General features: G+C 62.5%; 19 protein-coding genes. 4 read left to right on the top strand and 15 right to left on the bottom strand.

Going from position 1 to position 23,653, the window contains the following annotated elements; translation table 11 throughout:
• Positions 1 to 223: 223 nt before the first annotated feature.
• Genes ACFQZG_RS07980 through ACFQZG_RS07970 form a run of 3 tightly spaced genes read right to left on the bottom strand, consistent with a single transcriptional unit; the run spans position 224 to position 3,344 of the window.
• Complete coding sequence (locus tag ACFQZG_RS07980; protein ID WP_378151154.1) at positions 224 to 1,162, bottom strand: proline racemase family protein; 939 nt, start codon at positions 1,160 to 1,162, stop codon at positions 224 to 226.
• Between the two features lie 18 nt (positions 1,163 to 1,180).
• Positions 1,181 to 2,209 carry a proline racemase family protein gene (locus tag ACFQZG_RS07975; RefSeq protein ID WP_378151152.1) on the bottom strand — a complete coding sequence of 343 codons (1,029 nt, stop codon included), beginning with the start codon at positions 2,207 to 2,209 and terminating at the stop codon, positions 1,181 to 1,183.
• On the bottom strand, positions 2,178 to 3,344 hold the full coding sequence (locus ACFQZG_RS07970) for an NAD(P)/FAD-dependent oxidoreductase (RefSeq protein ID WP_378151604.1): 1,167 nt from the start codon (positions 3,342 to 3,344) through the stop codon (positions 2,178 to 2,180). Before ACFQZG_RS07970 ends, ACFQZG_RS07975 begins: the two co-directional genes overlap by 32 nt.
• A gap of 140 nt (positions 3,345 to 3,484) precedes the next feature.
• On the opposite strand from ACFQZG_RS07970, the gene ACFQZG_RS07965 reads away from it, so the two are divergent.
• Positions 3,485 to 4,492, top strand: a complete 1,008-nt coding sequence (locus tag ACFQZG_RS07965; protein ID WP_378151150.1) for a sigma-54 interaction domain-containing protein — start codon at positions 3,485 to 3,487, stop codon at positions 4,490 to 4,492.
• Between the two features lie 2 nt (positions 4,493 to 4,494).
• Here ACFQZG_RS07965 and ACFQZG_RS07960 read toward each other — a convergent pair whose 3' ends face one another.
• Positions 4,495 to 5,595 carry a M24 family metallopeptidase gene (locus ACFQZG_RS07960; protein WP_378151148.1) on the bottom strand — a complete coding sequence of 367 codons (1,101 nt, stop codon included), beginning with the start codon at positions 5,593 to 5,595 and terminating at the stop codon, positions 4,495 to 4,497.
• Positions 5,596 to 5,782: 187 nt separating this feature from the next.
• Between ACFQZG_RS07960 and ACFQZG_RS07955 the strand changes: the two genes are divergently transcribed.
• Genes ACFQZG_RS07955 through ACFQZG_RS07945 form a run of 3 tightly spaced genes read left to right on the top strand, consistent with a single transcriptional unit; the run spans position 5,783 to position 7,613 of the window.
• Entirely contained in the window at positions 5,783 to 6,037 is a 255-nt protein-coding gene (locus ACFQZG_RS07955; protein ID WP_378151146.1) for a (2Fe-2S)-binding protein, read from the top strand.
• On the top strand, positions 6,034 to 6,393 hold the full coding sequence (locus ACFQZG_RS07950; protein WP_378151144.1) for a (2Fe-2S)-binding protein: 360 nt from the start codon (positions 6,034 to 6,036) through the stop codon (positions 6,391 to 6,393). The genes ACFQZG_RS07955 and ACFQZG_RS07950 overlap by 4 nt, the downstream gene beginning before the upstream one ends.
• Entirely contained in the window at positions 6,390 to 7,613 is a 1,224-nt protein-coding gene (locus ACFQZG_RS07945; RefSeq protein WP_378151142.1) for an NAD(P)/FAD-dependent oxidoreductase, read from the top strand. Before ACFQZG_RS07950 ends, ACFQZG_RS07945 begins: the two co-directional genes overlap by 4 nt.
• 67 nt (positions 7,614 to 7,680) lie before the next feature.
• Here the strand turns inward: ACFQZG_RS07945 and ACFQZG_RS07940 are convergent, their stop codons facing one another.
• From ACFQZG_RS07940 to ACFQZG_RS07890, 11 genes are all read right to left on the bottom strand, one after another.
• Positions 7,681 to 10,251 carry a LamG-like jellyroll fold domain-containing protein gene (locus ACFQZG_RS07940; protein WP_378151602.1) on the bottom strand — a complete coding sequence of 857 codons (2,571 nt, stop codon included), beginning with the start codon at positions 10,249 to 10,251 and terminating at the stop codon, positions 7,681 to 7,683.
• A 213-nt stretch (positions 10,252 to 10,464) separates the two neighbouring features.
• Positions 10,465 to 11,787 (bottom strand): RNA polymerase factor sigma-54, encoded by a 1,323-nt coding sequence (gene rpoN / locus ACFQZG_RS07935; protein WP_378151140.1) that lies wholly within the window; start codon positions 11,785 to 11,787, stop codon positions 10,465 to 10,467.
• On the bottom strand, positions 11,784 to 13,214 hold the full coding sequence (locus tag ACFQZG_RS07930; protein ID WP_378151138.1) for an NAD-dependent malic enzyme: 1,431 nt from the start codon (positions 13,212 to 13,214) through the stop codon (positions 11,784 to 11,786). Before ACFQZG_RS07930 ends, rpoN begins: the two co-directional genes overlap by 4 nt.
• Positions 13,215 to 13,244: 30 nt before the next feature.
• Positions 13,245 to 14,681, bottom strand: coding sequence for an aldehyde dehydrogenase family protein (locus ACFQZG_RS07925; RefSeq protein ID WP_378151136.1), 1,437 nt, complete (start codon positions 14,679 to 14,681; stop codon positions 13,245 to 13,247).
• A gap of 92 nt (positions 14,682 to 14,773) precedes the next feature.
• A complete protein-coding gene (locus ACFQZG_RS07920) occupies positions 14,774 to 15,646 on the bottom strand; it encodes a dihydrodipicolinate synthase family protein (protein WP_378151134.1) in 873 nt (290 codons plus the stop codon).
• A gap of 49 nt (positions 15,647 to 15,695) precedes the next feature.
• Entirely contained in the window at positions 15,696 to 16,766 is a 1,071-nt protein-coding gene (locus tag ACFQZG_RS07915; RefSeq protein WP_378151132.1) for a M24 family metallopeptidase, read from the bottom strand.
• A 16-nt stretch (positions 16,767 to 16,782) separates the two neighbouring features.
• Complete coding sequence (locus ACFQZG_RS07910; RefSeq protein WP_378151131.1) at positions 16,783 to 17,682, bottom strand: carbohydrate ABC transporter permease; 900 nt, start codon at positions 17,680 to 17,682, stop codon at positions 16,783 to 16,785.
• Positions 17,682 to 18,584 (bottom strand): carbohydrate ABC transporter permease, encoded by a 903-nt coding sequence (locus tag ACFQZG_RS07905; RefSeq protein ID WP_378151129.1) that lies wholly within the window; start codon positions 18,582 to 18,584, stop codon positions 17,682 to 17,684. The genes ACFQZG_RS07910 and ACFQZG_RS07905 overlap by 1 nt, the downstream gene beginning before the upstream one ends.
• A 98-nt stretch (positions 18,585 to 18,682) precedes the next feature.
• On the bottom strand, positions 18,683 to 20,104 hold the full coding sequence (locus ACFQZG_RS07900) for an ABC transporter substrate-binding protein (RefSeq protein ID WP_378151127.1): 1,422 nt from the start codon (positions 20,102 to 20,104) through the stop codon (positions 18,683 to 18,685).
• A 137-nt stretch (positions 20,105 to 20,241) separates the two neighbouring features.
• The gene (locus ACFQZG_RS07895; protein ID WP_378151125.1) at positions 20,242 to 21,822 is read right to left on the bottom strand and encodes a response regulator; all 1,581 of its coding nucleotides are present in this window, start codon (positions 21,820 to 21,822) and stop codon (positions 20,242 to 20,244) included.
• The gene (locus ACFQZG_RS07890) at positions 21,797 to 23,650 is read right to left on the bottom strand and encodes a cache domain-containing sensor histidine kinase (protein ID WP_378151123.1); all 1,854 of its coding nucleotides are present in this window, start codon (positions 23,648 to 23,650) and stop codon (positions 21,797 to 21,799) included. Before ACFQZG_RS07890 ends, ACFQZG_RS07895 begins: the two co-directional genes overlap by 26 nt.
• Positions 23,651 to 23,653 lie beyond the last annotated feature (3 nt).

Here is a 23,653-nt window from a genome sequence, read left to right as displayed (position 1 = left end):
TCATGGGAAAAGTCGCACTGGGTAAGCATTAAGGCATGTTTGCAGGTTCTCGGAGGCGTTACGCTACTTGAAGAGGGGGACTGAATGAGGGATTGCGGTTTCCGCTCGATATTTAAACGTTTAGAAACTGCTAACCTCTTTATAACATCGACCCGTTCGATTTGCAAGCGTATTTTTGCAAGCCGGTCGCGACCGGTTCGCGGGGTCCCGGTCGCGCGGCGCGTTAACGCAGCAGGAAGCCATCCGCGAACGGATCCGCGGGATCGAGCACGAATTCGCACGACGCGATCAAGCGCGCGCGGGCACGAAGCTCCCATCGAAGCGTCGGAAAGCCCGTCTCTCCCGCCTCCGCCGACAAAACCGTTCCCTCTAACCATCCTCCCGACAGGGCGCGAATGCGGACCGACGACGCGACGAGCGCGGAATCTCGGCCGTGCAGCATCGCGAGCGCGGCTCCCGCCGCCCCTCCCTCGGGCGCCCGCAACGGCTTCCCGTCTCGACCCGCCATGGCGAGCGCGATCGTCGTCCCCTTCGTTCCGTCCCCGGTCTCTTCGAGGAAGTAGGCTTTCTTGCCGTTCGTGCTTCCGGCGAGCAACAAGCGCTCGAGCCGGGCCGCGTGCTCCGATCGGAACGGGATGCCCCATGCGGCTGCATTATCGATCTCATAGCGAATAGCCCCGTGGTAATCCCCTTGCGGCGTCTTCCCTGGGGACAGCCACGAGATTGTCCCGATGCCGCCATGCAGCGTTACCGTGCCTTCCGCGCTTCGCCAGCCCCGCGCGTCTTCGGCACCTAATCCGATCCGTCGTTCAGACGTCTCCAGCACGACCGGTTCGTCGCCCGCGACCGTACCGGTTTCCCGGAGCGCCGCCGCGGCGCATAACGCATCCATCTCGTCGGCGGGACAAGGCCCGTCGGAATCGAATACGAGCAATCCGGCGTCCGCAGTCCCGGAAGCGACGATGACGCCGACCCGCAGCGCGGCATGCCCCCTCGGCTCCCGCTGAATCCAACGTACGGGCGATCCTGCTCCCTTCCATAGGCGCTCCGCTTTCTCGCCCAACGTCTCCCCGGCCGCATCGCGCGAACCGTCGAAGACGACGCGCAGCGGCCAACCCGCCGCGTGCACGTCCAGCGCGCGTATCATACGCGTCGATCGCAATGCGCATCTCCCCTTCCGTTAGTGTTCGTCCCGTTCGTCCCGGGGCACGAACAGGAATCCTTCGTTCAGACCGTCCTCTTCGTCGGAATAGAACGTGTGCATGCCCATAATCCAAGCGTCGCCCGCGATCTCCGTCACGACCGCCGGCCGGTCCCCTACCGTCGTCCGCTCGAGCACCCGCCCGCGGAACAGCGAGCCGACGATGCTCTCGTGCACGAACGGTTCGTTAAGCGCGAGCGCTCCTTGCGCGTGCAAGGCCGCCATCTTCGCCGATGTGCCCGTGCCGCAAGGCGACCGGTCGATGCCTCCGGGAGGGACGACGACCGCGTTGCGCAAGTCGGCCTCCGGATGACGCGGATCGGCGTAGAACTCGACGTGCGTCACGCCGCGAATGAAAGGCGATTCCGGATGTTCGACGACGGCCTGGCGATTAATCTCGCTTCGAATCCGGACCGCCGTATCCACGATGGCCGTCGCGTTCGACGGTTCGAGCGACAACTCGTGCTTGCGCGCGTCGATAATCGCGTAGAAGTTGCCCCCGTAGGCGATATCGCATTGCACCGTTCCGATGCCCGGGACGTCCACGCTCATCGTTCCGTGCAAATAAGCCGGGATGTTGCGGAACGACACCTGCTTCGCCGATCCGTCCGTCACCGTTACTTCGGCGATGACCAGTCCGGCCGGCGTATCCAGCTTGATGACGGTCGTCGGTTCCGTAACGGGAACGAGACCGCACTCCACGAGCGCCGTGCATAGACCGATCGTATCGTGGCCGCACATGGGCAAGTAGCCGCCCGTCTCGATGTAGATGACGCCGACGTCCGCATCGGGATGGCACGGCGGCACGATGCACGCGCCCGACATCACTTCGTGGCCGCGCGGTTCGTTCATGAGCAGACGCCGAACGGCGTCGTGACGATTCCTCATGTCCAGCATTCGGTCCGCCATCGTGGCGCCTTCCAGCCGCGGCATGCCGCTGATGACGGTCCGCGTCGGATTGCCTCCGGTATGAGTGTCAATGGTGCGGTACACTCGAGTAGCTTGCATGCGTACCCTCTCCTTCCCTGTTGTCGAAACGCTCGAATCGTAAAGGCTTCGCGGGGATGCAAGTCGCGGGTGCTCCGCTCAGCAGCTCGCCCATGAGCTTCCCCGTCACAGCGGCCAAGCTGATTCCGTCGCCTTCGTGACCAGCAGCGATATAGAAGCCGGGCAGCGAGGCGACTTCGGACACGATCGGGAGATGGTCGGGCGTCCACGGACGCAGCCCCGCGTACGTGCGGATGAGCTGGAAATCCGCCAAGCCGGGATAGAACCGCAGCATGCGTCTTGCCATGCAGCCGATGACCTCCGGCCGGATGTTCGTATCGAAGCCCGCGAATTGCCGGCTGGAGCCGATGAGGAAGTTCTGGCTCTCGGTCGGCTCGAATACGAGCGCGACGCCGTACTTCTCGGTAAGAGGATCGACTTGCCGCGAGCCGCCGAACTTGGACATCAAGTAGCCGAATTCCATCACCTTGCGCATCCCGACGGGATGACCGCGCGAGGCGACGATCAGGTGGCCTTTGCGCGGATAGATCGGAATATCCAAGCCGACCATCCGGCCGATCTCCGGCGCCCAGCAGCCCGCGGCGTTGACGACCTGCTCCGCGAGCCAGCTTCCCCGGTCCGTCTCGACCGCGTAGCCGCCGCCGTCGAGCCGCCCGATGCTTTGCACCGTCGTATGCAATCGCAGCTTGGCGCCGTCGCGCTTGGCCTGTTCGGCGAGCGCGTACGTCAGCATGTACGGATTGACCGTCGAATCCGAGGCGCATTCCAATCCGCCGGGCAAGTCGTCGGCGAAGTAACGGGATTCTTGCCGGATGTCGGAACGGTCCAGCATCCGGAACGGAAGTCCGAGCGCGGCTTGCCGCTCGACCCAGCTTCGCGCCGCCTCCATCTCTTCGTCCGTCTCGCAGACGAAGATGCTGCCCGGAGCCCGATACTCGAACGGCTCGGGGAGCGCCTTCGCCAATTCCGCGATAATGCGCTGGCTCTCGACGGACATGAGGCTATCGAATCCGGGATCCTTATCGATGACGAGGATGTTGCCGTCGCAACGGGAAGACGTGCCTTGCGCGACTTCCCCTCGCTCGAGTACGGTAACGGAGAGTCCCTCCCGCGCCGCGAAATAAGCGATCGACATGCCGATGATGCCGCCGCCGATCACGAGGACGTCCGTATGCTGCCTATAAGTCAACCGGTCCACCTCGTTCTAAATATATTTACACTTTCGTTAGACGGTGTAATAATCTATTTACACATTACTCGTGAAGGAGCTGCCTCATGACCTCATCTCCGACCCGTTCGACGCGGGACAATGATCCGTTCTCCGCCGTCATCGGCGATAGCCTTCCGTTGCGTTCGGCCGTCGACATGGCGAGGCGTCTCGCCAAGTCCTCCTCGGCGCTGCTGCTGACCGGCGAAACCGGAGTCGGCAAAGAAGTATTCGCCAGGGCGATCCACGCCTCGGGAGAGACCGCCGGTTCGCCTTTCATCGCCGTCAACTGCGGCGCGATTATGGCCAGCTTGGTCGAGAGCGAGTTGTTCGGCTACGAGAGAGGCGCATTCTCAGGCGCGGATCCCCGCGGCAAACCCGGCAAGATCGAGCTGGCCGGGGGCGGTACGCTATTCCTCGACGAGATCGGCGAGATGGCGCCCGACCTTCAAGCGAAGCTGCTTCGGATTCTCGAAGACCGCGAATACTATCAAGTCGGCGGCACGCGGCCGCTGCATTCGAATTGCCGCTTCATCGCCGCCACGAATCGGGATCTGGCCGCGCTAGTCGAGCAAGGCCGGTTCCGTGAAGATCTGTATTATCGGCTGAACGTGCTCGCGTTGGATATTCCGCCGCTCCGCCGGCGCGTCGAGGACATTCCTCTGCTAGCGAACGCGTTCCTGCGCCGGAGCGGCTACGACCTGCCTCTTTCCGACGCCATGGCTTCCATCCTGATCGGCTACCCTTGGCCGGGCAACGTCAGGGAGCTGCGCAACGCGATGGAACGGCTTCGCGTTCTCTCGCCGGACGGTCCCCCGAGCGCGGAGGACCTGCCGCCCGCGATCGTTGCGGGGACGGCATCGGCGGCCGGAATAGCGCTTGACCGACCGCTTGCCGGCGCCGGACTGCCGGAAAGAGGAACGTTGCCGGAATGGCTCGCCGACTGCGAGCGCGGTTACATCGAAGCCGCGCTCGCAGAGACGAACGATAATAAGCAGGCGGCCGCTCAGCGTCTCGGCATTTCTCGCATGACCTTGTACAACAAGCTCGCCTTGCTTTTCGATCGCGATGCTTGACGTTACAGCCTTATCAGCCGCTTCGGAAATCCGGTCAATAGCTCCGCCAGGCCGCTCTCGTTCACGTAGACGTCGTCTTCGATTCTGACGCCGCCGATTCCCGGCACGTAGATGCCCGGCTCGATCGTGAACAGCATGCCGGGCACGATCAGCTCCTCGTTCCAACCGTGAATGGACGGCGGCTCGTGTACTTCCATGCCCAGCCCGTGCCCGACGCGATGGGGAAAATAGCCCCCGTAACCGCTTTGACGGATCCAAGACCGGGCCGCCTCGTCGATGCCGGCTAACGGTTCGCCCGCGCGCACCGCATCGATTGCCCGGCGACTCGCCTCTCTCACCGTTTCATAGATTCTCGCTTGCTCTTCCGTCCCTTCGCCTACGAGGAACGTTCGCGTCATGTCGGACAAGTAGCCTTGGCTCGCGACTCCCATGTCGACCAGCAGAAAGTCGCCCTCCCCGATCGGATGAAGCCCGGTCTCTCCGTGGGGATAAGCCGTGCGCTTGCCGCCGAGCACGGTCGTAAGGAACGCGTTGCCTTCCCCTCCGGCCAGGCGTACCTGCCGATCGATCTCCTCGGCCAGCTCCCGCTCCCTCATCCCCCGCTTGAACGCGCGGATCGCCGCCTCCAGCGCTTGGTCGGCGATCCGCGCGGCCGCTCTCGCGCAATCGGCTTCTTCGCGCGTCTTGCGCCCTCTCATCTCCCGCACGGATTCCCCGATATCGACGAACTCCGTTTCCGGCCATAAGGCGATCAACCTCTCCGCCAGTTGCCAGCTCACCGCGTCCTTCTCGATGCCGCAGCATTCGGGCGCGATCTTGCTTGCGCCCTTCAGCAGCTCTAGCGGCGGCTTGCCGTCGGGAATCGCCGCTAGCCGGTCGATGCCTTGCGCTCCTTCGGCCTTCAAGGCGTCCAGCTCGGGAACGAATAGCGTCGCCTTGCCGTCGGCCCCGATCCACAAAGCCAGGAACCGCTCCATCGGATCGGACTTGAATCCGGTGTAATACGCGATCGAAGAGGGCGTCGTCACCAGCGCCGCTTCGATCGCGTTCTCTTCGAGCTTCCGCAGCAGCCGCTTCATTCTCGTCTCGTAAGGCAACGGCATCCCGATCCATCCTTCTCGTCATAGTCGCTGCGATCGGCTTCGAACCGTACTCGCATCGACACGTTACCTGCAAAATCCATGCCACCGCGAATACGGATAATAAGGGAACGCGCGATCCAGCATCATGGCACGGAATTTGCTGCATTCGCATAGACGAGGAACGAGAACGTCAAGGAGGTTGCCAAGCGTGTCGAATCTTCCGATTATTGTATGCCGCTGCGAGGAAGTTACGTTGGAGCAGCTCGCCTCCGTCATCGACCGGTACGGTTGCTCGGCGCGGGAAGCCAAGCTGCGCACCCGGGCGGGCATGGGCATCTGCGGGGGCCGTACGTGCCGTCCGCTGATCGACCGACTGATCCCTCCGGCGGACGAAGCGCCCGCGCTTAAGGTACAGCCGCCCGTGCGGCCGATCTCCTTCTCCGAATGGGGGATACCGGAATGAGCAACGGACGAATCGAGAACCATCCCGTGCTCGGCCCGCTGCCCGAGGCGCGGACCGTTCGCTTCCGCTTCGACGGGCGCTTGATCGACGCGCGCGAAGGCGAGAGCATCGCCGCGGCGTTGCTGGCTTGCGGCATTCGAACGTTGAGAGTGCATGAACAACGGGGAACGCCCCGCGGAATCTATTGCAATATCGGACATTGCATGGAATGCAGAGTGACCGTCGACGGCGTCGCGGGCGTCCGCGCTTGCTTGACGCCGGCGGAGGACGGAAGGGACGTCGGCTCCGGCCGCTTGTTGCCTACGCCTTTCCATCCGGATACGAACCCATCGAACGATAGGAGCGCCGCGGAATGAACCAAAGCTATGAATTGATCGTCATCGGCGCGGGTCCCGCCGGGATATCGGCGGCGATAGCGGCCGCGCGCCGCGGCGTAAGCACGCTCGTGCTGGACGAATACATGAAGCCGGGCGGACGGCTGCTCGGTCAGCTGCATCAAGAGCCGGACGGAACGTGGTGGAACGGCATCCGCGAAGCGCATGCGCTCGTCCGTGATGCTACCGACGCCGGCACTACGATAAGGACGGGCATTTCCGTAAGCGCGCTGGAGCGCGGCGAGGACGGAAGCTGGACGCTATGGACCGGCGGAGGAACGTTGCGCGCGAGCAACGTCCTGCTGGCGACCGGAGCGGCGGAATCGGCCGCGCCGTTGCCCGGCTGGACGCTGCCCGGCGTCATGTCCATCGGGGCGGCCCAAGTGATGACGAACGTGCAGCGCGTCAGGGTCGGCGAACGCGGCGTCGTCATCGGCATGAACGTGCTGGCGATGGCGATCGTCTCCGAGCTTCGGCTCGCCGGCATCGAACTGGCCGCGATCGTGCTCCCGCCCTTGAATCCGCTGACCGGACACGCGTCGGAGCCGCGCCAAGTGCTGCGCTCTCTGCTTCGCTTCGCGCATCTGGCGCCGAGCCCGCTGCTCCGCTACGGCGCGCCGCTGATCCGGACGCCGGCGCTGCAGCGCCTCGCCTTGAGCCTCTATCCTAGAAGCGGCATGCGCATATGGAACACGCCGTTGCAGCTGCGACGGTCCGCCGTCGAGATCGTCGGCCGGGACGCCGTGGAAGGCGTCCGCATCGTCGACGTGCGTCCAGACGGCACTCCCGTCCCGGGGAGCGAGAGCTTCGTCGAAGCCGACTTCGCGTGCATCGCCGGCGGTCTGTATCCGCTCGCGGAGCTTGCTGCCGTCGCCGGCTGCCCGTTCCGCTACTTACCGGAGCTCGGCGGACATATCCCCGTTCACGACGAACGGATGCGTACGCCGCTCAAGGGGCTGTTCGTCGCCGGCAACATTACCGGCGTCGAGAGCGCCAAGGTCGCGATCGCCCAAGGCGCGCTAGCCGGGTTATCCATCGCCTTGGAGGCTGCCGCCGCCAGTCAAGCGCCGGACGAGTCCGAACTGCTGGCCGCCACGCAACGCGTGAAGCAAGCGAGGCGGGACGCGCTCATCCAGTTCGATCCGGGGATCGAAGCCGGACGCGAGAGACTGTACGACGAGGCTGCGGCTCTCCATCGATAGAATGAAAAAGGATGAGGCAGAAACAATCCGCCTCATCCTTTTTATCATGCCGCCAACTTGCCCTTCGTTACGTTCCGCTAACCTTCCACGACTCGATGCCCGTCGACGTCGTCGCCTTCGCCGTCACGTTCAGCCGCAGCTGCGTCGTGGAGACAGGAGTGAACGTCGTCGTGTTGTACTGGTTCGCCAGCAAGCCGAGCCCCGACGGGCTCGCCACGTTCGTCCACGCGCTGCCGTTCCAGTACTGGATCGTATACGATGCCGGGAGATCGATTCCCCCGTTATCGTCGAACCAATACACGTCGACCGAGGAGATCGTGCGCGCCGAGCTCCACGTATACTGCACCCATTGCGTCGTGTTCGGGTTGTTCCAGTTGCCGTACACCGGATGTCCGCGATCGCTAGAGCTCGTCGGCGTATAGCCGTCGTTCAGCCCCGCGAGGCTCTCCCACGACGAGACGAACGAAGTCGTCGCCGTCGCTTGAGGCGCGATGTCCGTCACGGTCGTCGTCGACCCGGCCAGCGTCGCGACCTCCGTCGCGCTAAGCGCCCGGTTATAGATGCGGAAGTCGTCGATCTGTCCGTTGAAGTACGGATCTCCCGAGAATTGCGACCGTCCGATCCAGTTCTGCGTCGTGTTGCCGAGGCTCGAAGGTGTCAGCGTCATGCTCGTATTCGTCCCCACCTGCACGCCGTCGACGTACAGCCTTCCGGTCGAACCGCTCAGCGTGACGGCGACGTGCTTCCAGACGCCCGTCGGGAACGCGGTCGTCGAGCTGATCCGCTGCTCTCCCCCGCTGCCTCCGGTCGAGATGGCGAACCGTAAGCCCGCGGCGCCCGGTTGCGGCGACAGGAACATATACGAAGACGTTCCCGTGCCGATGTCGAAGATCCGCGTCCAGTTGCTTATGCTGCTCGCCTTCACCCAGCTCGCGATCGTAACGTCCGTCTGGCCGCTGAGAATGCCGCTAGGCATGCTGACGTAGCCGTTCGTGCCGTTCAACGTGACGGCATTGCCGTTCTTGCCGGCCGCCCACGTCCCGCCGCTCACCGTCGCGTTGCTGCCGTTGCCCGAAGCATCGGCCGCGGTCGTGCCGCTCGTCTCGTTGAACGCGTAACTCGCGATCAACTCTCCCGTCGGGGTGCCGCCGAGATTGATCGTGAACGACTTCGTGACCGGCGCGCTCATCGCGTCGTAATCGCGCAGTTGCACCGTGAACGTGTAGTTGTTCTGAGGCGCGCTCGCGGAGATCGTGCCGGAGATCGTCCCCTTGAAGCGGTCCAAGGTCAAGCCCGGCGGAAGCGTTCCGCTCGTTACGTTCCAATCGTAGAACGGCACGCCGCCCTTGGCCGCCAGCGTCTGGTTGTAAGCTTGCCCCTTCGTTCCGCCCGGCAGCGACGCGGTAACGATCGAAGGCGCCAGGAACGGGGTCAGGTTCTTGTTCAGCTTCCAACCCGAGTTCTCCGCGACGAGCAGCGCCAGCTTCGTCAGCATCCACCGTCTGGAGCCGAACATGTGGTCGCGCCCGCCGTTCTGACCGCTGAGCCGGTCCCAATAAGGCTGGTCTCCCGGAAGATGCCCGCCGCTAATGATCGGTACGGCGGTGCCTTGATAAGCGATGACTTCCGCATCGTTCGCGCCCGACGCGTTCTTGTATGCCGTATGTCCAGCCCAGCTGTCGTTGTACGCGACGGCATGGCCGAACTCGTGCGTGATGAGGCCGAGCACGTCCGTCTGGCAATTGGACGTACAGGAGGCCCCGGGCATCTGCGAGAGGTAGTACTCCTCGTCGTTCAAGGACGAGAACGGCGTGAAGCCCGCGTAGAAGTCCAGGATCGTCGCCAGCGACCGGTGAATCTGGCCCGGCACCTGGACGCCGTTCCGCTTGTGATACTGGTTGTTCGTCGACGGGAAGCCCGTCGAGTAAGGGTCGTTCAGTCCCCGGAGGAAAATCCACATCCCGTTGTACGCCGCGTTGTTCGTGACCGCGATGCCGTTCTGCCAGTTGTCTCCCGGCAACGTCAGCCCCTCGGTCCCCGCCGCGACCGTATCGAACGGCGCCTCGTCGAAGAAGTAGAACCAGTCCTTGATCGCCTGCTCCGTCGCGGCTTTAATCGAGGCGTTGTTGAAAATGTTCGTGATCGTATCGAACCGGTAATCGAACACGAGCGGCAACGTCGGCTGCGCGTTGTCGTCCTGATCGAGGACGCGGATCGCGACCGTCTGCGTGTTCTGCGTCCCGTTATTCTGGACGACCTGCAACGTCAGCGTATAGTTCTCGATTTGGTTCGGACCGCCGATGCGATCGGGGTGTATGGCCAGGTTGAAGTTTTTCGTCTCCGACGCGTTCGCGAACGTCAACGTCTTGGCCGCCCCGGTCGCCGACATCGTGCTCGGCATATCCATCATGAGCCGCGACGTCCCTTGCGTCGTCAGATTGATCGTGACGGGGAATACCGCGCTCGTCGGCGGCTTGACCGTCAGCTTCACGTAAGGATTCGCGATATACCCTTGCCAGTCTACCAGCTCTATGCCGTTGTCGTTGACCGTACGCCCGAAAATATCGACGACCTCCGCGTAGTTAGCCGCAGCGAGCGCTTGCTTCTGCGGTCCCATGACGAGCATTGACGCGAGCATTGCGCAGCATAGCGCGAGCGCGACCGCCCGCTTGAACGACGTATCGAGCATGCCTCGAACCGCCGTCGCGTTGAACCTCTCCATAACGCGAGCCTCCATTCGTAATGAGTTCGGATTTGATCTGTTGCGAGCCCCGTGCGACATTCCGCATGTGCATTCGAGCGCCTACATCATCTCCACCCCCCTTATCGATCGAAGGCTAGGTAAGTCAGGTCAATCGATCGGCCGTTGCGCGCGCATGGACGAAGGCAACAACCGCTCTTCCTCCCGGTATTTGGCGACGGTGCGCCGGGAGATCGCCATCCCCTCCTCGCGAAGCCGATCGGCCAGCTGCTTGTCGGTTAGCGGGCTGCGCTTGTCTTCGCCGGCGATGAGCGCCCGTACTCGAAGCTTGACCGTACGGGCGGATAACGGGCCGCCGCGGTCGCTCGCGACGCTCGCCGAGAACAGCCGCGACAGCGGCATGACGCCGTAAGGCGTATCCACGAACTTGCCCTGTACCGCGCGGCTTACGGTCGACACGTGGAAGCCCGTCTTCGCGGCGATCTGCTCCAGCTTCAGCGGGCGAATCGCGGACGGTCCGTCCGTCAGAAAATAACGCTGCTCGTGCGCGACCGCGAGAATGACCGACGTCAGCGCATGCGAGCGGAACCGTACCATCTCCTTCAGTCCTGCCGCCTCCTTGCTCTTCGCGGCCAGCCATGCTTGCCATTCGCGCGAGCCTCTGTCCTTCGCGCCGGCGCCGGCGTACGAATGGACGACGATCCGCGGCGTCCACTGCTCCAATCTCGCGCGCGCCGAAACTTCCGGAACGGCCGACAGCTTCGCTTCGGGAATGACGTAGGGAACGTCCGCTCCGGCGTACGCCGCCCCGGGCCGGGGATCGAGGCTGCGCACATACCGGACCGCTCGCCGGAGCTCCTCGTCCGGAACGCCGGTCGCCCGCGCGATCGCCTTCCATCGTCCGCCCGCGATGTCGTTCAGATGCGTCTCGGCCAACCGCGCCGCGACCGGCGGAGCAAGCTCGTCGCGATGCATTTGCAAGAGCAGGCATTCGGCGAGCGTGCGCGCCCCTACGCCGGCGGGCTCTAACGACTGCAGCAGGCGCAGTCCGGCTTCGATTGCGCCAAGCGACGCGCCCATGCATGCGGAGGCTTCTTCCAAGCCGATGTCCAAGTAGCCGTTCTCGTTCAGATTGCCGGCCAGGAACGCGGCGAATTTCTTCGCTTCGGCGGAAGCGTCCGTCAGCCTCAGCTGCGCGATCAACGATTGCTCCAGCGTATCGCGGGTACCTCCCGTCGACCGCGACGCCATGAAGTCTCCGCGTCCGCCCGCGTACGGATCCGATCGTCTCGATATCCGACGCCCGCTCTCCGTCCACGTCAACTCGACGAGCGGATTGTCTTGCTCCAAGCCCCGCACGTAATCGATCAGGTCGGTCGCCGGCATCTGCAGCACCTTCAGCGACTGCCTCAGCTCGGGAGCGAGCGAACAGCGCAATTGCGGCAGCAGCGACATCGTCATGGCCGCGTTCATCGGCGACCCTCCCCCGAATCCGAATCCCGCCGATCCCGCTTGCGGGCTACGCCGTCTTCGTACGCCGCGCGAACGACCGCGCGCCGTACTCCCTCGACGACGCCGGGATTGAACACGCTCGGCACGATATAATCGGCGGTTCGCTCGTGCTCGGAGACGACATCGGCGATCGCCTTCGCGGCTGCTAGCTTCATCCCCTCGGTTATGCGGGACGCCCTGCAATCGAGGGCGCCGCGGAACATGCCGGGGAAGCACAGCACGTTGTTGATCTGGTTCGGGTAATCGGACCGTCCCGTCCCGACGACCGCGGCGATGCCGGAGAGCGACTCCGGATCGATCTCCGGCGTCGGGTTGGCGAGCGCGAACACGATCGGGTCGTTCGCCATCGCGCGAACGTGCGCTTCCTGAAGCGCGCCCGGGCCGGATACGCCAATGAAGGCATCCGCGCCCGCTAGCGCCTCCGCCATGCCTCCGACGCGTCCGGCCGGATTGCTATGCTCCGCGCACCATTGCCACGCTTCGTTGTCGTAACGGTCGTCGCGCGTCAGCAGGCCGTTCCGGTCGACCGCGTACAGCTCCCGGATGCCCGCGGCATGCAGCATCTTGACGATCGCGACGCCGGCCGCGCCGATGCCGCATACGACGACGCGCAAGCCGGCGAGCGGCTTGCCGACGACCTTCGCGGCGTTCATGAGCGCCGCGAGCACGACGACCGCCGTCCCGTGCTGGTCGTCGTGGAATACCGGGATGTCGAGCTTCTCTTGCAGCCGGCGTTCGATCTCGAAGCAGCGGGGCGAGGAGATATCCTCGAGATTGATGCCGCCGAATCCGGGAGCCAGCCGAACGACCGTGTCGACGATCGCGTCCGTCTCCTGCGTATCCAGGCAGAGCGGGAACGCGTCCACGCCAGCCATCTCCTTGAACAGCATCGCCTTGCCTTCCATGACGGGCATCGCGGCGGCGGGTCCGATGTTGCCTAGCCCGAGCACGGCCGAGCCGTCGCTCACGACGGCGACCGTATTCCGCTTGATGGTCAGAGAGTAGGCGGCTTGGGGATCCTCGTGAATCGCCAAGCACACTTTGGCGACGCCCGGCGTGTATACGCGGGACAGATCGTCCCGCGTCCTGATCCGGATGCGCGGAGCGACTTCGAGCTTGCCGCCCAGATGCAGCAGCAGCGTCTGATCCGAGACGTTCACGACGTTCGCTCCGGGTATCCGCTTGATCGACGCCACGATGCCTTCCGGGGAAGCTTCCGCCGTCCGGATCGTCAGATCGCGCACGCCGAGCTTGCCCGCCCGGATGACGTCTATCGCGACCAAATCTCCTCCTGCCGCTCCGATCGCCTCGACGAGCCGGCCGAAGGACGCCGGATCGAACGCCATCTCCAGCCGTACGATGAGATTGCCTCCGTAATCGGATGCCATCGCTCATGCCTCCTGTTCCGTTCCTCGCTGTCAGCGGTATTGAATCGCGCACGTTTTGATATGGGAATAGAAGTCGAGCGCCGCCTGCCCTTGTTCCCTCGCATGGGAGCTCGAGCCTTTCATGCCGCCGAACGGCGCTTGATATTCGACGCCCCCGGTCTCTTGATTGACGCGCACCATGCCCGCTTCGGCTTCCTCGAGGAACCGGAAAGCGTTGGACAAGTCGCGCGTGAACACCGAGGCGCTCAGTCCGAATACCGTCTCGTTCGTCAGCCGGATCGCGTCTTCCGCATCGTCGGCGCGCAGCAGTACAGCGAGCGGACCGAACACTTCCTCCTGCACGAGCGCGTGATCCGCGGCGACGCCTTCCACGACGAGAGGGCGAATATAGTAGCCGTCATGATCGCCTTCGCGATCCGACGCCAGCGCTACGGTTCTCGCCTCCGCCTTGGCCAACTCCACGTATTGCATGACCGTATTGAACTGTTCCTTGGATGCGACCGGCCCTAGATAGGCTTGCTCATCCATCGCGTTCGCCACCCGCAGCAGGGCCGTCGCCGCGGCGATCCGCTCCGCGAACTCGTCGTAGACGGCCGCTTCGACGATGATCCGGCTCGTCGCCGTGCACTTCTGCCCCGCGGAGCGGAACGCCCCGCTGACGACCGCCGCCACGGCCAAGTCGAGATCGGCGTCGCGCAATACGACCGCGGCGTTCTTGCCGCCCATCTCCGTCTGGTACTTCAGGTTGCGCCCCGCGCTGGCCGCCCCGATGCGCAAGCCGGTCGACGTCGAGCCGGTGAAGCTGACCGCGTCGATCGGCGCCTCTTCCAAGAGAGCCGAGCCGATCGCGCTTCCCCGACCGATGACCAGATTCATCGTGCCCGGAGGCAAGCCGGCTCCCGCGAAGATCTCGGCCATTCTGGCCGCGGTCAAGCAGCCGTTCTCCGCCGGCTTCCAGACGACGGCATTGCCGCAGACGAGCGCCGGAGCGATCTTCCAGATCGGAATGGCGACCGGGAAGTTCCACGGCGTGACGATCGCGACGACGCCGAGCGGCACGCGCATCGAATATTGCTTCACGTTCGGCATGGCGGAAGGGATCAACTGACCGTTCGAGCGTACGCCCTCCCCCGCGTAATAGCGCAGCAGATTGACGCCGCGCGTCACTTCTCCCCGCATCTCCGCGATCGGCTTGCCCATCTCGCGGCTCGCGAGCGCGGCAAGCTCGGCGGAATGAAGCTCCAACAAACCGGCCATCCGGTACAGGCATTCCCCCCTGGCGGCGCCCGTCATCGCCGCCCATCGGGGTTGCGCCAGCTTCGCCGCTTCGACCGCTTGAAGCGCGTCGGCTCTCCCCGAGAGATGCACGACGCCGATCGTCTCGGACAAGTCGGACGGATTCCGCGCCTCTTGCGAGCCCGCGGACGGTCTCGCCCATTCTCCGCCGATCCAATTTCTCGTTTCCATGTCGGTTACACTCCCTTTTCCGGCATCGGCAATAACGGACGACGATAAGGTATACCCCCTCCGCCGTCCGATGCGTCTGTATGCCTCTCGCCCTATTCTTGCGTCGCGTAATCGTAAGCTTGCCGAATGTCCGCCTTCTCTTCCTCCGTCAGCGGCAACCGAGGCGCCCTTGCATCGCCCATCGGCCTGCCTGCCAGCTCCAAGCCGTATTTGATCGCCTGCACGAGGCGAGGGTTAGCGTCCCAGTGAAAGAGCGGGATCAGCTTGCGATAGATCGCCAGCGATTCGTCCAGCTTGCCTTGCTGCGCGAGCTTGAACATCCTCACGCTCGCGGCCGGCAGCACGTTCGTCAGCCCGGCGATCCACCCAGACGCTCCTAGCAAGCCGCCCTCCATCGCCAAGTCGTCGACGCCGACCATGATCTCGAGATCAGTCAGTCTCCGAATATCGTGAATTCTGCGAATGTCTCCCGAGAATTCCTTGACCGCCACCACGTTCTCGATCCGCGACAGCTTCTTCAGCAATTCCGGCTTCAGGTCGGTCGGATAGTCGTGCGGATTGTTATAAGCGATAATCGGGATACCGACTGCCGACAGCGCTTCGTAATGCGCGATCACTTCCGCTTCGGTCGGCTTGTAGTTGATCGGGGGCAGCGCCATAATTCCCGCCGCGCCAGCCTGCTTGGCATGCCGCGCCCAATGGACCGCCATCTTCGTCGACGGAGCCGCCGTGCCGACGACGACGGGCACGCGGCCCGCGGCGACGGCGATGACCGCTTCGACGACGGTTGCCCTGTCCTCCGGGCTCAGCGAGGCATACTCGCCGACAGAACCGGTCGGAACGATTCCGTCGACTCCTTCTTGAATCAACCAATCCACATGCTCTTGCAGTCGCGGAATATCGAGCTCCTGATCGGAGCCGAACGGCGTGACGATCGCCACGTAGACGCCCGCAAATCGATTCATGCTTCATTCCCCTTCCGTCTAGTAGACATTTCCCGAGACATCCATCCTCTTATAGCTCGATGAGATGCTTGGGGCTTGAAGTCAATACTTCCGCGCCGTCCTCCGTAATGAGAACGTCGTCTTCGATCCGTACGCCGCCGAAGCCAGGCACGTATACGCCCGGCTCGACGGTCAGCACGTTGCCCGGCTCGAGCACGGAATCGCTCGTTCGCGACAGACGGACCTGCTCGTGAATCTCGAGCCCGATCCCGTGACCGAGTCCGTGACCGAAATACTCGCCGAACCCGCGGGCTTCGATCACGTCCCGTCCCAGCGCGTCTCCTTGCTTGCCGCTCATGCCCGGCCGCAAACCGCGAATCGCCGCTTCGTTCGCTTCGAGAACCGCCGCGTAGAGGTCCCGATGCCGTTCGCCGGCCCGTCCTACGAATACCGTGCGGGTCACGTCCGACATGTAGCCGTTCACGATCGCTCCGAAATCGAGCGTCACGAATTCGCCGTCGCCGACGAGCTTGTCGCTCGCGACGCCGTGAGGGAGCGCCGAGCGATAGCCGGAGGCGACGATCATGCCCGGCCACCCGCAATCCGCGCCCAGCTCCCGCATGCGGAATTCCATCTCCGCGGCGATGCGCTTCTCGCCGACTCCCGGACGAATGAGGCCGAGCACGCCGGAGAACGCCTCGTCGGCGATCCGCGCCGCCTCGCGCAGCATTAGCACTTCTTCCGCGTCCTTCACGTTGCGCAACCGTTCCACGACTTCTTCCGTCGGAACGCATTCGGTCGATACGAGCGCCTTCCGAAGCGCATCGGCTTGAACGACGCTCACGTGCCGGCCTTCTATTCCCAGCGATCCGATTCCGAGCCTGCGAACGTGTTCCGCGATCGACTCGAGCGGATCTACCCCATGAAGCTTAACCGTGCAGGCCGCCGCCTGCTCCGTCGCCTGCGCCTCGTAGCGAAAGTCCGTCAATAGAATCGCGTCCTCGCCGGTCACGATCGCGTAACCCGACGATCCCGTGAACCCGGATACGTACCTTCGGTTCGGTCCGTGCGTCACGAGCATCGCGTCCAGGCCGGCCGCCGCGACGGCCTTCCGCAGCCGCGAGATTCTTGCCTGCGTCATCGGAGCCGCCTCCTTGTTAGCCTTTAATGCCCGTCAATGTTATGCCTTCTATGAAATACCGTTGCGCAAGGAAGAAGAGCAGAATGATCGGCGCGATCATCGTCGCCGAAGCCGCCATCAGATATCCCCATTGCGCATTGTACAGCCCTTTGAACGAAGCGAGGCCGAGCGACATCGTATATTTGTCCTCCGAGCTGAGGTAAAGCGTCGGCTCGAGGAACTGATTCCACACGTCGTTGAAGGAGAAGATCGTAATGACGAGTATCGCGGGCTTCGACAACGGCAGCACGATATGCCACAGCACGGTGAGCGGGTTCGCCCCGTCCATGTACGCCGCCTCGTCCAGCTCCCGCGGGATGGTCATGAAGAATTGCCGCATCAGGAAGATCGCGAACACGCCTTGACCGGTATACACCCCTGCTCCGAACCAAGAAGGCAAGAAGAGCGGGATGAACGAATCGAGCGCCCCCATCTCCCGCCAGAAGACGAACATCGGGATGAGCGTCGACGCGCTCGGGAGCATCGCGGTGGCGAGCAGCACGCCGAACACGATATTTTTGCCGGGCCACCTGAGCCTTGCAAACGTATACGCGGTAATCGTCGTCGTGACGAGCACGCCGCTGACCGTCAGCAACTCGAGCGTCATCGTGTTCAGGAAGAACTTCGAGAACGGGACCGCCGTCAGCGCTTCCGGATAGTTGCTCCAGCGGAACGGCTCCGGAATCCATTCGGGCGGGAAAATAAAAATTTGCGCGTTGTCCATGAGCGAGCTTCGCAACAACCAGACGAGCGGGAGAATCATTAAGAAGCTAAGCGCGAACAGCGTCGCGTAAGTACCGATCTTGCGTTCCTTCAACCCGCGCCCCCGCGCGATCCGGGGCGGTTTCGATAACGTCGTGCCGACCGGCTGCGTCATTAGCGCCCCCCTCCTTCGTAATACACCCATCTGCGGGAGGTTCGGAACGTGATCAACGTCAGCGCGACGATAATGACGAACAAGATCCAAGACAGCGCCGAGGCGTACCCGATCTTCGTCTCCGTGAAGGCGACGCGGTACAAGTAGACGACGTAGAGCAACGTCGCGTTGTTCGGGCCTCCTTGCGTCATGACGTACACGTTATCGAAGCTTTGGAACGCGCCGATCTGCATCATGACCATGTTGAAGAAGATCGTCGGCGTCATGGACGGCAGCGTAACGTGGTAGAACTTCCGCCACGATCCGCCTCCGTCGACCTCGACCGCTTCGTACAAGTGGGCCGGAACGGATTGCAAGCCCGCCAGGAAAATAATCATGTAGTTGCCGACTCCCCACACGCTCATGAGCGCGATCGAAGGAATCGCCGTTTCTTCCGCGTAGATCCATTGGCTGCCTTCCAAGCCGACCGATTCGAGCATCGAATTGAGAAGCCCGAAGTCGGGGTTGAACAGCCAGAGCCATAACATCGTGCTCGCGATGCGCGGAACGATGGACGGCAGGAAGAAGATCGTGCGGAACACCGATAAGCCCTTGACGTTCCGGTTGAGCAGCATCGCCAGCAGGAACGCCGCGCAGATCGCAACGGGCACGGTCGCCAGCACGTAATACACCGTCACGTACAACGACTTCGTGAATACCGGATCCTCCGTCAGAATCGTCTTGTAATTGTCGAACCCGACGTACGAGGATTGTCCCCCGATCTTCCAATCGGTCAAGCTGAACGCGAACGACGCGATGATCGGGCCGATCGCGAAGAACAACAATCCGAGCGTTACCGGAAGCGCCAGCAGCATGCCCCAGCGGCGTTCCATCTTGAGCAATCCGGACGCGTTGCGTCTCATGCTTCGCCTCCTCCTTCCGGAAAAGCCTTACGGCCGTGTTACGGGCGGAACGGAATCGCCGCGATGGCGCTCCGCTCCGTCCGCGAATCCGCTTATGTCTATTCGTCCGGATATTCGCCCTTGATGAGCGGTTGAATCTGACCGGCGAGCTCGTCGAGCGCTTCCTGCGCGGTCTTCTTGTTCGTCCAGATCAGATCGAGTCCCGGCGCGAGCTTGCCGTTGATCTCCGGCCAGTTCTTGACTTTCGTCGAAGGCGACTTCACCGCGTAATTCTTCGTATACTCGATGCCGGCTTGGCGGAACTCCGGCGGATGCGCCTCGTTGTCCGTCCACGACTTGATCGCCGCTTCGTCGTTGTAATACTTATCCTCCGTCGGCATCCACAGTCCCGTCCGGTACAGGTCTACTTGTTCCGGATTGTTATGGTACAGGTAGAATTCAAGCGCCTCGGTCGGATGCTTCGTCGTATTGAACACGACCGTCGTGCCGGCGAGAATGACCGTCTTCGGCTCCTTCAGCTTCGGCAGGACGCCGACGCCGTAGTTGAGCTGTTTGTTGTTCGTTAGGTCGAGCAGCGCCCATGTTCCGTCGAGCACCATCGCGACTTTGCGCGTCTGCAGGCGCACGTGGTTGTCGGGCATGTTCTGCTGCTGGATCAAGTTCGGCGATACGTGATGCACGTAGATCAGATCCTGCAGCTTCTGGAACACTTCGACGGCTTCCGGCTTATTGAGCGCGTAGTTCATGCCGGATTCGTCCAGAATGCCCGCCCCGTTGCTCTCGAGGAGCGGCCCGTACGTGCCGCGGTCGGTACCGAAGGAGAAGCCGTACGTGTCGATGTTCTTCTCGTCGAAGCCGGCGTCGCCCGGATGCTTGCCGTTCTTGTCGGTCGTGAGCTTCTTCGCCGTCTCGACGAATTCGTCCCACGTCCACGCCTTGGTCGGATCGGATGGCGGCAGCGGAACGCCCGCCTCTTCGAACAGATCCTTGTTATAGTAGAGAACCATGACTTCGAGCGCGGTGTAGTTGGCAACCGCCTTGCCTGGCTCCGTGTACAAGTACGAAGCTTTCAGCTTGTTCTGCAGCGCGGGAATCTGGTCGTAATATTGACTCAGATCGAGAAGCTTGCCTTCGCTGCCCCATTGGTTCGTCAATCCGTCGCCGAGATAAGCGACGTCGGGCAGCTCGTTCGCCGCCATCAGCGTGTTCATCTTCGTATTGTAGTCGCCCGGAACGTGCTCGCCCGTCACTTGGATGTAAGGGTGAGAATCGTTGAACGCCTCGATCATGTTGTCCATCGCTTTCTTCTCGTCCGTGCTGCCCCAGTACATGAACTTCAGCTTGACGACTTCCTTCGGCGCTTCGCTGGAAGCCGACTCGCTCGGACTGGCGGAATCGGATGACGGCGCGTTGCTGCTGGCCGACGGTTCTATATCGTTGTTGTTGCTGCAGGCGGCCAAGGTGACGAGCACCGCCGCGAGCATCAGCGACAACCACCTCGGTTTGCGTTTACTCGGCATAGAATGATCCCCTCTCGATACGGATTAATGGTTCTGACTCTATTATTCATGCGATCGATGGCCCGAACTATAAGGTTACTCCCTGTCTTCTTTGTTTTGGTTCGATCGTTTGCGGCGATAACGAACAAACGATATCTTTACAGATATCGTTTGCGAAATTCGGACGGCGTCAGTCCCATATTCTTTTTGAAGGCGATGCTGAAGTAATTCGCGTCCCCGTAGCCGACCGCTTCGGCGATGTCCGATACTTTCTGTTCGGGATCCAGCAGCAGCTCCCGGGCGCGTTCGAACCGGATGCGCGCCAGGAAGTCCGCGAAGCTCTCTCCCGTCACCTGCTTGAAGCGCGAGCTTACGTACTTCGGGCTTAAATGCAAATAATCCGCGAGCCCGTTCAGGCTGGCGTCTTCGTGCAAATGCTCGCGAATCCATAGTCTCGCGTCCTCGAACATTTTCGGCACGGCCGACTCCCGCGATTCGCGGATCCACTTGCCTACCTGCACGAAGTACTCGACGAGAAACCGGACGATCTCGTTGCCGGTTGCCAGCTGCGACATTTCCAATAACGGATCGTGGCACGGATGGCCTTGGCCATGCCGTCCGACCGACGGGTTATTCTGCACGACGCGCATGACGTACAGGACGAGCTGCGTCGCCATCAGCCTGACTTGGCGGGCGGGCATGCCGTTATATTGCTCCGACCATTCTTGCAGGATCGCCCGTACCGCCCCGTCGTTGCCCGCCCTGATCTCCGCCAGCAACGCGAGTTCCTTGTCCAGCAGCGCCCGATTCGTCGTCTCGACGGCTTGCACGCTTTCATAAGGGATAATATGCCCCTCGCCCACCCAGCCCCGATGCTCGGCCGCATGCAACGCTTCGCGGTAAGCCGCGGGCAGCTCTCTCAACTCGGAGACGGAGCGGCTCGCGCCGATCGTCGTCGAGACGTCCATGTAGCGGTTCACCGCGGCCCGTACGTTCTTGGCGACTTCCAGCACCGTCCCTCTGCCTACCGAAGACAGGACGATCAGCACGCGATCGGGCGCAGTTGCCGCGCCGTATGCCGGAGCGGCCATTTGCGCCGCCTCCATGACAAGCTTGGCGTAAGCGACGCCGAACAGCTGCCGATCCTCGACGCGGCTCAGCCTCGCCGGCATCGCGTCCATCTCGCAGCAGATCAACGCATACGGCGGCTGCGCGTCGGCCAGCGGCGCGCGGGCGGCGCGCAACGCCTCGCATGCGTCCCCCCAAGGTCTGCGTTGCAGCAGCAGATCGAGCAGCGCGTATTCCTGCGTCAGATGAAGCTCTTGGTTCCGCCTGACGTCGTTGCTATGCGCGAACCGTTCGCGCCTTCTCATCCGATCCTCGGCGCGAAGCAAGCCGGCGACGAGTTCCTCCCTCGTAATGGGCTTCAACATATAATCGACGGCTTCCAGCGATATCGCCTCGCGGATGAACGCCATGGAATCGTAGCCGGTCAGGAATAACAGTTGCGTCTCTTCGTCCTTCTCCCGAATGCGGCGGGCGACTTCCAACCCGCTTATGTCGGGCAAGTTGATGTCCAGCAGGACGATATCCGGGCGATGCTCATCGTAGGCGAGAAGCGCGGTTTCCCCGTCTTCCGCCGTTCCCGCGACGGCGATGTCCAATTCCGTCTGCAGGACGAGCTGCTTCAGCCCTTCGCGAATATGGTACTCGTCATCCACGATCAACAATCGGCGCACGGAACTTCCCCCCATCGGATTGCTCGTTATGGATCGGCACCAGCAGCGTGACGGTCGTATACTTGCCGTATTCGCTCGCGATCTGGACGCCGAACTCCGGACCGTAATGCCGGAGCCGCTCGTGCACGTTGCGGAGACCGAACCCGATCGCCTTGCCGCTGGCGGCCTCGTCTCCGCTCAGAACGCCCCGTATTTCCGCAAGTCTCTCCTCGGTTATTCCGTTGCCGTCGTCGCTGATCATCATCCGAAGCCTTCCGTCTTCACGCGTGCCGGAGAGCATGAGATAAGCGACTTCCTTGCGCCCCTTGAGCCCATGGTAGATCGCATTCTCCACGATCGGCTGCAGGATCAGCTTCGGGACGTAACAGGCGAGAACGTCCTCGTCGATCTCCGCGATCCAATCGAACCGATCCTTGAACCGGAACTGCTGCACGCGAACGTACGCGCCGACGTGCTCCGCCTCGTCCGATACTTTGATCTCTTCGCTGCCCTGGCTTAACGCGATTCGGAAGAACTTCCCGAGCGCGCCGATTACTTCCGACATCTCGTCCTGCTTGTTCATCAGGGCCAGCCCGTTCAGCGATTCCAACGTATTGTACAGAAAATGGGGATTGATCTGCGCCTGCAACGCGCGGAATTCGGCTTCCTTCCGGGATAGCAGCGCTTCGTATATGCGTTCGTTCAGCTCGTGGTTCTCCCGGAGCATCCGCACGAACCGATCGCCGATCTGTCCGACCTCGTCCGCGGCGTTGAACGTCTCTTGCGGGACGGACAGATTGGCGTTCGCCCCCATTAGACTTCTTAGCTTGCGAAGCGGTCTTCTGATCGTATCGCTCATGCGATACGCGATGATCCACCCGATCACGAGCACCGCGAGGAAAATCTCGATCGTCCATCTTCCGATTTGATTGGCGTCCTCGAACAAAGTAGCCGTGTCCACCCTGTGCAGCAACGTCCATTTGTTTGTATCGAGCGGCGCGTAGGAGATCATGGTCTGCCGTCCGTTCCATTGCAGCCACTGCTTCTCCTGCATGGGACGGCCTGCCGCCGCGTCGGCCACCTGGCGCAGCGCCCGCGAATCGGGCTCGGCTTCCTCCGGCATGCGGTAGATCGGATTGCCCGCGCTGTCGACGATCCAGAATTGGGATTTGTCGTTCGGCTTCAGAATCGATATCCCTTCGAAGAAGCTGGACTTCTCGATCTCCAGCATGAGGAACCCGAGATCCTCGTAATTGCCTTCCGTTCGCCGGAGCAGCTTGCCGACGTACAGATGGTCGTCGTCCGCGTATACGCCGTTCATCGCGTGGAACGGCGCGCCGTCATGCCACATGATGCGATTGTCCCGACGCAACTGGTCGTAATAGCTGTAGGCCTCCTGTAGCGTGGGGAGGCCGCCGAAGCGGATCGAATCGTTCCCTTGATAGAAAGACTGATTATCTCCGCCCTTCGGCGCGAATACGAGCGTCGATATAATGTAAGGCTTCGTCTGCGTCTGCGCGCGGATGATCTTGTTGAGCCGCTCGGCGTTGCGCAGAAACTCGTAATCGTCCGCCGCGCGCAGCTGCAGTATCGCCTGAACGTCCGGATTGCCTAGAATCGCGTTCGTCAGATCGCTTAGATCGGATATCGTGCTATTCAGGAAATTCTCGCTCATCTGTCTCGATTGCATCGCATGCTCTTCCGCCTTGTTGACGAGAGAATGGACGGCGATCCGGTAGAAGGTGAACGTCAGCGCGCACATCGGCACGACCGTTAGCAGCACGGTGAGCAACAGGAATTTACCCCGTATGGTGCGAATTTTCCAAGTCGGCCTCCACTTTGCCCCCATCGG

Origin of the sequence: Cohnella sp. GCM10027633, from assembly GCF_042675445.1 — a bacterium.
Lineage (GTDB): Bacteria > Bacillota > Bacilli > Paenibacillales > Paenibacillaceae > Cohnella.
This window is presented reverse-complemented; position numbering and strand designations above follow the sequence as displayed.